This is a genomic window from Microbulbifer maximicatervae (SeqCode) (assembly GCF_052467615.1).
Map to the genome: position 1 here is coordinate 761,399 of NZ_CP174319.1, position 12,292 is coordinate 773,690.

The following is a 12,292-nucleotide window of genomic DNA, read 5'->3' on the forward strand; positions in this document are numbered from 1 at the left end:
GACAGAGTACCTCCAGAAAAACCAGTAACTGTCAGATCAAATATGAACTAATCCAAATTAGAATCGCTACTTTAGAAGTTAAGTAGCTATTGTTTTCAATGGTTATACTCAACTTGGTGATCTGAAATTCTACTGTTTTCCTAAAGTCAGATCGCCAAGTTATTTGATGCAGTATTTTTCTGATTTTTATTGCGTTTGATCTAGTTATCTAAAGTTAAGTTGTGCTCTGGGTTGTAGTAACAGTAATCATAGTCCAAGTTCTTGCGAAAACAGTAGGGGTCTATAGCATCAGCATCCGACCATAACCCAAGGCCGTAGTAGTAGGCGAATTCCTGCTCTAGTTCAAATTCGCTGCCGCAGTAGTATTCATAATTCCAGGCAGCCCCACGTATCACCATTTCTTGATTGATATTGTACCCATTCACATACAGGTACCCCGTTTCCCGGCCATAGACATCTTTTCCGGTAGATTCGAAATCAACTGAACCAAATGACAATAAGTAGCTGAGAGTTTGAGTGGCTTCGGATCCGTAAGATTGGGTGTTGGGATTGGTTTCAGGGGCATCAATGCAGTTTAAACGGATTTTTATGTACTCACTGTCGACGTAACCGTGAACTGTATCGCCATCAATAACTTGATAGTTTATTAGCGGAGCCGCCTGTATAGAAGTGGATAGGGCCGCCATGATAAGTAGTTTTTTCATTATGATTATCCTGGATAGAGTTGCATGGCGGAGAATAGGTAGGAGTTGTTACGACCCTATGTATAAATAGTGATATAAAAAATGGATTTTTATTAAATGGATAGTGAAGTCACACTTTTAATAGGGAGGGTTGCTTTTAACGATTTGGTAAAACATCTGCTGGGCACTATGCAAAAAGTATATGAAGCGGTAGTAAGCGTTAAGATAGTAGCGTTATTTTTTATTTTGACGGGTCCGATAGCTCTTATCTTCTAGAACTATCGGGGTTGGAAATAGGGTTGATATATTCAAAGGTACTTTAGGTTTGGCGTGGACTTGCCCAAAGTAAAAACTCCCGGTTGCCATCGCCACCCTTTATTGGACTGTCAATATACTCTTTCACCTCAAGTCCCAAATCTTCGCATAAGGCAGTGATGCGCTCGCGCACCTCCGGGTAGTATTTGGCATCACGCACCAGCCCACCCTTGCCGATCCCCTCCGGGCCCACTTCAAATTGCGGTTTAACCAGACTTAGGAGTTGTCCCGAAGGTTTAAGCAAGGTGGGTAACTGCGGCAGAATGTGTGCTTGGGAAATAAAAGAGACATCCATAACGATGGCATCAAAACCTGCGTCTCCGTGGGGGGAGATTTGGGAAGCTTCCAGGTGGCGTGCATTTACCCCTTCAAATAGGTGCATACGGGGGTCATCCAGTAACTTCTGCGCCAACTGATCTCGCCCAACATCAACACCGACAACTGATGCTGCTCCCCGTTGAAGTAGGCAGTCGCTAAAACCGCCAGTAGAGCAGCCAACATCCAGTGCGTGCCACCCAGAGGGGTTTAGTCCTGTCTGGTCGAGGATGGCGGCCAATTTCAGGCCCGCTCGGGAAACATACTGGTCTTCCGGTAGGGGGGTGACTTCAAGGGCGCAATCTTCTGGAATGCTCTGCCCGGCCTTGCGCGCGGGCTGGAGGGTACCGCCATCGGATACCATGACCCTTCCGGCATCAATCAGTTTCTTTGCATGGGTGCGGGAGTTTGCCAGCTCTCTCTGTACAAGCAGTTGATCCAATCGGGTCATGTTTCGCGGTGCAATCCTGTTTACATAATTGAGAATACAGGGCCCATGCTAACCTCTGGCTCCAGCAGGTAGAAGTGCGGCTCCGCAAATTGTGGGACTAATCTTTAGTAAGGAGGATGTTGGCTGATGGCAAAAAGCGTTCTGGATAAGTTCAAAATTCGCAAGGGAAAGGTCTTTGAGGCGCCACTTGAGGGTGCCTTTGGGCGCTTGGTAACTCCCTTTGAAGAGTTTATCCATCGCCAAAGCAGCAGTGGTATTTTGCTGATGCTATCAGCTCTGGCGGCGTTGGTTATTGCCAACTCTCCTTTGCAGGAGGCTTACAAACACCTGTTGCACATGCCCATCAGCCTCAGCGCGGGAAACTGGGAATTCTCTCTCTCCTTACATCACTGGATCAACGATGGCTTGATGGCGATCTTTTTCTTTCTGGTGGGATTGGAATTAAAGCGCGAATTTATGGTGGGAGAGCTGTCCGACCTTCGCCAGGCTGTACTTCCGGTGATGGCGGCAATTGGTGGAATGGTGGTGCCGGCACTTATTTACGCTTCTTTTAATGCGGATAGTGGTGCAGAACGCGGCTGGGGCATTCCCATGGCCACGGATATAGCATTTGCTGTCGGCTGTATTGCCCTTTTGGGGAATCGGGTGCCTCGTGCGGTAGTTACTTTCCTGGTTGCGCTAGCCATTGTGGATGATTTGGGCGCAATTTTAGTGATTGCAATCTGGTATACCGAACAGGTGAATATCACTGCTCTGATTGCGGCGGGTTGCCTGGTAGTGATTATGTGGCTGCTAAAAGCGGCGGGGGTTCGCAGTTCTCCGGCCTATGTATTTGTCGGTGTGCTGCTCTGGTATGAGTTCTACCTGGCGGGGGTACATGCGACTATTGCGGGGGTGATTACGGCAATGGCACTACCGGCCAAACCCAAATATGACCCGGTGGCCTTTAGTACCTTTGTAAAGGATATTATTCGCAGCTTTGACCGCTGTTTCCGTCCAGGAGATAAGATTATTGCTAACGATGCGTTGCGCGCCCGAGTGATGGCGCTGGGAAATGGCGTCAACCTGGCGCAATCGCCGCTACAGCGCATGGAAACCCGCCTGCACACACCGGTGGGTTTCGTAATAATCCCTATTTTTGCATTGGCTAACGCCGGTATTCCCTTTAGTAGTTTTACCAGTTCTTCGGCAGTGATAAATCCTGTCACCCTTGGGGTCATTTCCGGCTTGGTTGTGGGCAAGCTGGTGGGTATCGTTGGCGCCACCTGGATTGGCTGGAAGCTTGGTTGGGGCAAGTTGCCTAAGTCCGCCAATTTCCAACATATTGTCGGTGTTGCACTCCTTGGCGGGATTGGCTTCACTATGTCGATCTTCATTGCTGAGCTGGCCTTTAGCTCTGAATATGAGCTGTTGATCCAAGCTAAAGCGGGTATCCTACTGGCATCAGTAATTGCTGGAGTGGCTGGGTTCCTGGTATTGCGCAAAGCTCCGGTGGCCGATGAGTTTGAAGTTCATGGGGAGGGGGAGCCCCTGGATGAAGGTGGCAGCGATAGCCTTGGGGAAGGGAAAGACGTAGAACAGCAGCCCAGTCGCCAGGGTTAAGTTGTTTTAGCGTTCCTGATGTCACTGCGTCTCGGTCCGGGAGGGGCCTGATTCCATTAGTTTCCAGTTCCGATTGTTAATGTACGTGAGAGAAATAAGAATTATGTATTTGAGAACACTGGCACAGGCGCTATCAGTGCTGGCTATTTCCCTTCTGCTCGGGGCTTGTGATGGCCAAACTACAGCTAATAAAAAAGCCGATTCTGAAGTCGGGGTTGATAACCAATCGACTACAACCAATCCCAAATCCGATAATGGAGATAGTGCGATGGATAGTCTGGCCCAGGCTTATGTCCTTCTAGTACTTGAACTGGGAAATCATGACGACAGCTATGTCGATGCCTATTACGGTCCGGCTGAATTGCGTGAAACTGCCACCAAGAGTAAGGCGAGCGCTGCAGATATTGCCCGGCGCGGTGAATCTTTACTGGCAGAGCTGCCAGCGGTAATCGACGGCGATGGTTCTATCGAAAACCTGCGTATGCATTACCTGAAGACACAGTTGCGGGCCCTGGTGTTCCATGCTCGTAGTCTGGCAGGAGAGAGCCCGAGAAGCTTCGCCAATGAAGCTCGAACCCTCTACGACACCGAGCCCCCGCAGCAGGATTTGGAAAGTTTTGAACCCATGCTGGAGGAGTTGGAAGTATTACTCCCAGGTGAACAGCCCTTAAGTGAGAGGGTAGCCAGCTTCCGCAAAGCTTATGAAATTCCTGCCGATCGCCTTCAGGCCGTATTTGATGCCGCCATTAAAGAATGCCGCGCGCGCACTAAGCAGTATGTTTCGCTCCCAGCGGATGAGAGTTTTGTTCTGGAGTATGTCAGCGACAAACCCTGGAGTGGCTACAACTGGTATAAGGGGCGTTCGCACAGTCTTATACAGGTGAACAATGGCCTGCCAATTACGATAGATAGGGCTATTGATCTGGGGTGTCACGAAGGGTATCCGGGGCATCACACCTATAACGCGCTGTTGGAGCAAACTCTGGTCAAGGAACGGGGTTGGGCAGAGTACAGCGTTTATCCGCTTTTCAGTCCACAGTCACTGATTGCTGAGGGAAGTGCAAACTACGGGATAGAGCTGACTTTCCCCGGTGAGGAGAAAACCCGTTTTGAAATGGAAGTTCTCTACCCCCTAGCTGGCCTGGATCCGAAAACGGCGGAAAAGTATGAGCAGGTAATGGCCCTGGTAGATAAGTTGGGCTTTGCCGGCAATGAGATTGCCCGCCAGTATATCGACGGGAAAATTGAGGGCGCGCAGGTACCTGCGTTGTTTGAGAAATATACCTTGATGAGCCCCGCCAAGGCGGCACAGCGGAAGGATTTTGTAGATGCCTACGGCGCCTACGTAATTAATTACAATTGGGGTAAGACACTGGTTGCTGATTATGTAGAGCAGGGCAGTCAAAATAATGAAGAGCGCTGGCAGCGCTTTACCCGTTTATTATCCTCGCCGCGCCTGCCATCATCCCTGGACTGGTAATCATGCAAAAAGGCACTTTGAGAGAGTATTTACTATCGCGACCGGAAGCTATCGAGGATTTTCCTTTTGGCCCGGATGTAGCGGTATTTAAGATTAAGGGGCGCATGTTTGCTACCTTAAGCTGTTACCGTGGAGTGGACGCCAGTAATCTCAAGTGCGATCCCGAGGAAGCCCAGGCTTTAAGGGACATCTTTGCCGGTGTTATCCCGGGTTACCATATGAACAAGAAACACTGGAATACGGTGTTGTTGGATGGCACAGTGCCCGATTATGAGATTGAGCGAATGGTAGATCGCTCATATGGCCTGGTAGTTAAGGGGCTTCGCAAGCTTGAGCGGGAGTCCTTGGAACTGGCCTATGGAGCGGAGCTGCTCTACCGCTAGAGGCCCCTGTGAATAGAAATACCCAGATTTAGTCTAGGAGAGGATGTGAACGAATTTATTGTCGATGTAACGGCAGAGAACGCCCAGCAAATTCTGATTGAAGAGTCCATGAAGCGCCCGGTAGTGGTGGACTTTTGGGCCGATTGGTGTGAGCCGTGCAAGCAGTTGATGCCGGTGTTGGAAAAACTGGCCAATGAGTATAGCGGTCAGTTTTTATTGGCCAAGGTCAATGCAGATACCGAGCAAATGCTGGCGGGTCAGCTGGGTGTACGCAGCTTGCCCACGGTAATGGTTTTAAAAGATGGCCAGCCGGTAGATGGCTTTGCCGGTGTGCAGCCAGAGACACAGATTCGTGAGATGCTGGATAAGTATCTGCCAAAACCCTGGGACATAAAGTTGCAGCAGGCACAGGCGTTAATCGGTGAAGATAAAGTGGCGGAAGCCCTGCCTCTGTTGCGTCAGGCTTATACGGAATCGTCTGAACGCACTGATATCGCCAAACAACTGGCTGCTATCCTGCTCGATCAAAACCGTGCCCAAGAAGCGGAGGCTGTGCTTAGTAAAATTCTGCTGGCAGATCAGGATGCAGAATACCAGCAGCTGATGGCTCAATTGGAGCTGAAACAACAGGCAGCGGAAACTCCGGAAATTCAGGCTCTGCAAAAGGCGCTGGAAGAAAACCCTGCGGATAGCGATTCTGCTTATCAATTGGCAGTGCAGTACAGCCAAGCCAACCGCCATGAAGAAGCACTGCAATTATTACTGGATATTTTGCGTAAAGACATGGGTTTTGCCGATGGTGCTGCCAAGCAGACGTTCCTGGATATTGTAAAAAGTTTGGGTGCTGGCGACCCTGTTGCCACTCAGTACCAGCGCAAGTTAATGACTATGATGTTTTAAAATACTCTGCCGGTAAACAAAGGGGCCCAAGAGGCCTCTTTGTTTTTTGGGGGAGAGAGGGACGATTATTTATGTATAAGCTCTGTGTTTATATTCCCGAGTCTCACTTGGAAGCGGTAAAGCAAGCGCTATTTTCCGTGGGGGCTGGGCGTATTGGCGACTACGATAGTTGTTGTTGGCAAGTCCTGGGAGAGGGGCAGTTCAGGCCGCTGGATGGGAGTCAGCCATTTATTGGTCAGTCAGGTCTGGTAGAGACTGTGATGGAATACCGTGTGGAGATGGCCTGTGCCGATGAGCTGGTGGATGCTGCTCTCAATGCAATGCGAGCAGCCCACCCCTATGAAGAACCGGCGTTTGACCTCTGGCGATTGGATGAGCGCTGCAGTAGTGCCGGCTTAAATAAAGCAGAGGCCTCTTAAAGGCTATCGAGTACTTTTTGTCGTTCGTGGCTTTTTTGCTCGATCGCTTTCGCATCTTCCAGTAATTTTGAAACGCTGGTGTGATGGGTCGGCAGTTTATTTTCGGCGGGGCTATTGTCTTCAACGATCGAGTCGGATCTCAACTCAATAGGGTCATTGGCAGTGACTGTATTTAGAGGCTTGACGCGGTGAATACGCACGTGTGAATCCAATCCCTCCGGTACAGTGTCTGAGAAGTGCCAATTCCCGTCTTTATCTTTCCAGGTAAAAACCTCAGATGTTTGCTTGGCAGAATCCCCTTGAGATACAAGCCCGCTGGAAGTTGCCAACTCTTCAATTTTTGACACTGATTCCTGGGTGGTTTCGCGCACACTTTGCATAGCTCGCTCACCGGTTTCGCGAATCGCTGAAATATCCGGTTTTTGCGGCAGCCAGTCGGAGGGTGACATGATGGGTTTGCCATCTGGGCCCGGTAAAATCATAGGCAGGACAACGCCTACCAGTAACAAGGCACCGAGCATTGGGAAGTATTTCATGCAAACATCCTTTTAATGCAGGGTCATTAACTAACTAAGTAAAGTGGTTTACAGCTTTCGATTGATGACACCGCGGTGTAACTGGAATTGCCCGATACGGGTATCTTCGAAATAGTGCTCCAAAGTGCGGTGCATAATGGGAAATGCAATCTCCCTCCAGGGAATTTCGTCTTCGCGAAATAGCTCAACTTCGAGCGATTCAGGCCCGGGTCCGAAATTCATATCGGTCAATTCACCCCGGTACATCATATAGACCTGATTGATATGGGGAATATCGTAGACGGAGTAGAGCTCGTCCACGCGGATACTGGCCCGGGCTTCCTCCCAGGACTCCCGTAAAGCGCCCTCTTCGCTAGTTTCGCCACTCTCCATAAACCCGGCAGGCAGAGTCCAAAGCCCCAGGCGCGGCTGTATGGCGCGCTTGCACAACATCACCTTATCACCGACGTAGGGGACAACTCCGACAATAACTCGGGGGTTGATGTAGTAAATGGCGCCGCAATTGCCACAGATGTGGCGGGGGCGGTCATCGCCCTTGGGAATGGAAAGTGTTACGGCGTTACTGCCGCATTGGCTGCAAAATTTCATGGCGTCAGTATACCCATGCGAGATTTGAGCGCCAGCTTCCGGACCGGTTGACGCCTATAGTTGTTAGTGATGTTGAAGTATAAAGGCGGTATCTACCCTACGATGGCGCATTTTTTTCTGCTCGGACTAGTGCTCCTTGCCCTTTGCGCCTGTGGCGGTAAAGGCGAAGAGGAAAAGGCGCCACCTCCCCCGCCAGTAGAAGTACTGGTTGTTAGGGAGGAGCCTGTTATCCCCCGCTTTGAATTCGTCGGACGGGTAGAGGCAACTGATGAATATCAAGTCCGCCCACGAGTACAAGGGTATATCCAGAGCCGCAATTTTACCGAGGGGGAAACCGTCCAGAAAGGGCAGTTACTGTTTGAAATTGACCCGCGCCCTTTTATTGCCGAACTGGCGAATCAGCGCGCCACCCTGGAACAATCCCAAGCTTCCCTGAGAGTTGCTGAGCGTAACTTCCACCGTGGCCGACGGTTGGTGGCCACTGGGGCTATCAGCCAGGTACAGATGGATGAGCTTGAAGGTAATTTTGAGGAAGCGGAATCCCAAGTCGATGCCAATCGCGCCAAAGTGCAAAGCGCTGAGCTGGACCTTTCTTATACCAAAGTTTACGCGCCACTCACTGGAAGAATCGGGCGTACAGAATTTCCAGTGGGTTCCCTGGTAGGGCCAAGCACCGATCCCCTGGCCACCATAGTAAAAATGGATCCCATTTATGTGCTCTTTGAAGTGCCAGAAGAGCAACTTTATGCGGTGCAGGTGGATTCCCAGAGGCGACAGCGAGAGGGTTTAAGTCCCACTCGCCTGGATGTCCGCATTGAGTTACCCGACGGCAATTACTACCCCCATAAGGGCAAAATCGTATTTATCGATAATCAGATCGATCCCAATACCGGATCGGTAGCGGTGCGCTCCCTGTTTCCCAATCCAGGCCAACTATTAGTACAGGGCCAGTTTGCCCGAGTTTCCATAAGCGTCTACACCGGCAATGACGCCCTGAGGCCGCTGGTACCCCAGTCAGCGGTCATGGAGGATATGCAGGGGCGTTATGTCTTTGTTTTGGGCAAAGATAATATTGCGGAGAAGCGCTACCTGACCTTGGGGCAGAGGGAAGGGGAGTTGTGGGCTGTAGATCGCGGGCTTGTCGCCGGTGAATCTGTAATCGTTAATGGTTTGCAGAGGGTTGTCGCAGGAAAGCCGGTGACGCCGCAAAATACCCCTAGAAATCCCTACGATGTTGAAGCGCCACCAGTCCCTCCCGCCGAGCAAAGTAGTAGTTCTGCGGCGAAATCTGGCTCTACTGACAGTCAAGGGGAGAGAGAGCTACCGGTAACTGATGGGGAAGCGGCACCAGCAAGCCCTGAATCTGAGGGGCATGACGATGACTACAAATAGCTGTCGCTGCCCATGATTAGCGCCTTTTGTATCCGGCGGCCACGATTCGCCTTTGTTATTTCCATACTGATCACCCTCGCTGGGATACTCTCCTTGCCACAATTGCCGGTGTCGCAATTCCCTGAAATAACGCCACCGACCATCAATGTCGCCGCCACGTTTGCCGGTGCCAGCGCTGAAGTAGTGCGCGATAGTGTGGCTGTGCCGATTGAGTCGCAAGTTAATGGTGTGGAGGGCATGGATTATATGTCTTCCACCAGTGGCAATGATGGCTCCTACAGTCTCACAGTGACATTCAAGCCTGGCTACGACGATGACATCGCCCAGGTTAATGTTCAGAACCGGGTGGAGCAGGCCACTCCCCAGCTGCCTGAGGATGTGAAAAGGGATGGGGTGGTAGTTTCCAAGCAGAGCACCACGCTGTTACTAGTAGTCAATTTGTTCTCCCCAGATGAAAAGTTTGATGAATTATTTCTGGCAAATTACGCCGAGATTTATTTAAAAGATGAATTGGCGCGGGTACTGGGGGTGAGCAGTGTTGTTATTTTTGGCTCTCGCAATTACGCCATGCGCCTCTGGCTCGATCCCAACCGAATGGCCTCGTTAGATGTCACCGCCCAGGATGTTATCTCTGCTGTGCAGGCACAGAACGTAGAGGTAGCTGCCGGTCAGATCGGGGCGCCACCGATCCGCCAAGATCAGCAGTTCCAATACAATATTTTGGTGCAGGGGCGCTTGGTCTCTCCCAGCGAGTTTGAGGACATCACCATCCGCGCCAAGCCCGATGGCGCCATGGTAAAAGTCAAGGATGTGGCGAGGGTGGAGCTGGGAAGTGAATCTTACTCTTCCTATGGGCAATTGGATAACCAGGCTTCAGCAGTGATTGGGGTGTACCAGCTGCCGGAGGCAAATGCGATCGAAGTGGCCGATGGCATTAAGGCCAAGGTTGCTGAGTTGTCGAAGCGCTTCCCCGATGGGCTGGAAGCAGAGATTCTCTACGACACCACATTATTTGTAGAGGCCTCAATTAAAGAGGTTGTGGAAACACTGATTATTGCCCTGATACTGGTAATCCTGGTGGTTTTTTTGTTTCTGCAGGATTGGCGCTCTACGCTGGTACCAGCCATTGCTATTCCCGTATCCCTGATAGGCACCTTTGCCTTAATGCTGGCATTTGGGATGACGATTAACACCATCACATTGTTTGCCTTAATCCTGGCGATCGGCATAGTGGTAGATGATGCGATTATCGTGGTGGAAAACACCCAGCGGTTAATGGCTGATGGCCTCCCGCCAAAGGAAGCCGCGCTGGAATCCATGCGTGAAGTTACCGGCCCCGTTATTGCTACGACCCTTGTTTTGTTTGCAGTTTTTGTCCCGGTAATGTTGATGCCGGGAATTACGGGAAAAATGTATCAGCAGTTTGCTGTCACCATTTCAATGGCGGTGGCCATTTCCTCCCTGAATGCACTGACACTAAGTCCGGCTCTCTGTGCCAGCTTGTTAAAGCCGAGTAAAGACGGGGAAGTTGCCGGTATTAAGGAGACCGGTATTTTTGGTTTCTTTAATAAAGCTCTGCATATTTCTACAGGTTTTTATGTGGGAATGGTGAGGGCTTGTATCAAAATACCGCTTATCGGTATCGCCTCAATTATTCTGATTTTATTATTCTGTTATTTGCTCTTTACCCGAATCCCCACCGGTTTTATTCCCGATGAAGATCAGGGCACGTTTATGTTGCACGTGCAGTTGCCTGATGGATCTTCCCTGGAGCGAACCGGACCCATTGTTAATCAAGTGACCGATGTTCTAATGGAAGAGCCTGGTATGGCTCATGTGGTTGGAGTGCCCGGTTACAACCTGCTTACCAGCAGTGTTTCTTCCAATACGGCAATGATGTTTGCTGTGTTAAAACCCTGGGATGACCGCACGAATAGAGAAGATAGCCAGTTTGCCATTATGGATCGGGTACAGAAAAAGTTATCTGCAATTCCCGATGCGCAAGTGCTGCCATTTGTCATTCCACCACTTCCGGGTATTGGCACCGTTGGTGGATTTGAATTTGTACTCGAAGATCTACAGGGGCGCAGTATTACTGAATTGTCACAGGTCTTGTTTGACCTACTGGGCAATGCCAATCAGCGCAGTGAAATCTCTCAGGCCTTTACCAGTTTTCAGGCCGCTACACCGCAGCTTGAATTAAAGGTGGATAAAGAAAAGTCGCATGTGCTTGGGGTCCCCCTGCCGGATGTGTATTTAACGTTGCAAACCTTTTTGGGTGGCTATTACATCAATGACTTTAACCTATATGGAAAGGTATTTCGGGTAATCGCTCAAGCCGATGCACAATTTCGCGATAAAGAGGAAAATCTGGCTGGCTTTTATGTTCGTGCCAATAGTGGCGGTTTGGTACCGCTGACTTCTATCTCAACTATTACTCCGGTGGTCGCGCCCCAAACAATAACGCGTTACAACTTATATAACAGCGTCACTATCAATGGATCACCGGCACCAGGGTATTCCAGTGGCCAGGCAATGGATGCTATGGAAGACTTGGCATCAAAGTTGCCAGAAGGTTATGGATACGAGTGGACTGGCATCAGCTTACAGGAGGTGACCGCGGGTAATCTGGCCCCAATCCTGTTCTCTTTGGCCGTTATATTTGTCTACTTGTTTTTGGTCGCCCAATATGAGAGCTGGACTATCCCCTTTGCAGTGATGTTGTGCGTCCCCATTGCGATTGGTGGCGCTATGTTTACGGTATTTATCGCGGGGTCTATCAACAATCTCTATACGCAGATCGGCTTGGTATTACTGATTGGGATGGCAGCAAAGAGTGCGATTCTGATAGTAGAGTTTGCCTGCGTGGAACGCGATAAGGGACGGTCTATTGCGGATGCGGCTCTGTCGGCCACGCGCCTACGATTCCGCGCGGTATTAATGACGGCCATGTCCTTTATTTTAGGGGTAATTCCACTACTGGTCGCCACCGGTGCTGGCGCAGTAAGCCGGGTTTCCCTGGGGCTGGTGGTCTTTGGCGGCATGTTGGCTGCGAGTCTCTTCGCCACTTTGCTAGTGCCTGTGTATTACGCCTTGGTGCAAACGGTGCGGGAAAAGCTGAAAGGGGGCTATACCCCCAAAATTGATGAGGATAAGACCGCGAATGGTGGGTCTGAATCCACCTGAGCCAAGCTGTTGATTGTGTGGTAGGGTGGTAAGTCACAAATG

11 protein-coding genes are annotated in these 12,292 nt (G+C 50.3%); 7 read left to right on the plus strand and 4 right to left on the minus strand.

The window, feature by feature from the left end; genetic code table 11:
• Nucleotides 1-200: 200 nt before the first annotated feature.
• Both ACJJIM_RS03480 and ACJJIM_RS03485 read right to left on the minus strand, forming a co-directional pair.
• On the minus strand, nt 201-704 hold the full coding sequence (locus tag ACJJIM_RS03480) for a thermonuclease family protein (RefSeq protein WP_444912374.1): 504 nt from the start codon (nt 702-704) through the stop codon (nt 201-203).
• A 298-nt stretch (nt 705-1,002) separates the two neighbouring features.
• A complete protein-coding gene (locus ACJJIM_RS03485) occupies nt 1,003-1,764 on the minus strand; it encodes a TlyA family RNA methyltransferase (protein WP_444912375.1) in 762 nt (253 codons plus the stop codon).
• Nucleotides 1,765-1,890: 126 nt separating this feature from the next.
• Here ACJJIM_RS03485 and nhaA point away from each other — a divergent pair, with 126 nt between their 5' ends.
• The 5 genes from nhaA to ACJJIM_RS03510 all read left to right on the plus strand — a co-directional run bounded on the left by nhaA (nt 1,891) and on the right by ACJJIM_RS03510 (nt 6,548).
• Nucleotides 1,891-3,366: a Na+/H+ antiporter NhaA gene (gene nhaA, locus ACJJIM_RS03490; protein WP_282931697.1), complete on the plus strand. Its 1,476-nt coding sequence runs from the start codon at nt 1,891-1,893 to the stop codon at nt 3,364-3,366.
• 103 nt (nt 3,367-3,469) lie between these two features.
• A complete protein-coding gene (locus tag ACJJIM_RS03495; protein ID WP_444912376.1) occupies nt 3,470-4,846 on the plus strand; it encodes a hypothetical protein in 1,377 nt (458 codons plus the stop codon).
• A 2-nt stretch (nt 4,847-4,848) separates the two neighbouring features.
• Nucleotides 4,849-5,229: an MmcQ/YjbR family DNA-binding protein gene (locus tag ACJJIM_RS03500; RefSeq protein ID WP_444912377.1), complete on the plus strand. Its 381-nt coding sequence runs from the start codon at nt 4,849-4,851 to the stop codon at nt 5,227-5,229.
• A gap of 45 nt (nt 5,230-5,274) precedes the next feature.
• Nucleotides 5,275-6,129: a thioredoxin gene (trxA, locus tag ACJJIM_RS03505; protein ID WP_444912378.1), complete on the plus strand. Its 855-nt coding sequence runs from the start codon at nt 5,275-5,277 to the stop codon at nt 6,127-6,129.
• 71 nt (nt 6,130-6,200) lie between these two features.
• Entirely contained in the window at nt 6,201-6,548 is a 348-nt protein-coding gene (locus ACJJIM_RS03510) for an NGG1p interacting factor NIF3 (RefSeq protein ID WP_444912379.1), read from the plus strand.
• Here the strand turns inward: ACJJIM_RS03510 and ACJJIM_RS03515 are convergent.
• Both ACJJIM_RS03515 and ACJJIM_RS03520 read right to left on the minus strand, forming a co-directional pair.
• A complete protein-coding gene (locus ACJJIM_RS03515) occupies nt 6,545-7,084 on the minus strand; it encodes a DUF4124 domain-containing protein (protein WP_444912380.1) in 540 nt (179 codons plus the stop codon). The two genes, ACJJIM_RS03510 and ACJJIM_RS03515, sit on opposite strands and share 4 nt — an antisense overlap.
• 48 nt (nt 7,085-7,132) lie before the next feature.
• Entirely contained in the window at nt 7,133-7,672 is a 540-nt protein-coding gene (locus tag ACJJIM_RS03520; RefSeq protein ID WP_444912381.1) for an NUDIX hydrolase, read from the minus strand.
• Nucleotides 7,673-7,741: 69 nt separating this feature from the next.
• On the opposite strand from ACJJIM_RS03520, the gene ACJJIM_RS03525 reads away from it, so the two are divergent.
• Together ACJJIM_RS03525 and ACJJIM_RS03530 are read left to right on the plus strand one after the other, a co-directional pair.
• Nucleotides 7,742-9,064, plus strand: coding sequence for an efflux RND transporter periplasmic adaptor subunit (locus ACJJIM_RS03525; RefSeq protein ID WP_444912382.1), 1,323 nt, complete (start codon nt 7,742-7,744; stop codon nt 9,062-9,064).
• A gap of 12 nt (nt 9,065-9,076) precedes the next feature.
• Complete coding sequence (locus tag ACJJIM_RS03530) at nt 9,077-12,250, plus strand: efflux RND transporter permease subunit (protein ID WP_444912383.1); 3,174 nt, start codon at nt 9,077-9,079, stop codon at nt 12,248-12,250.
• The last annotated feature ends 42 nt before the right edge of the window (nt 12,251-12,292 follow it).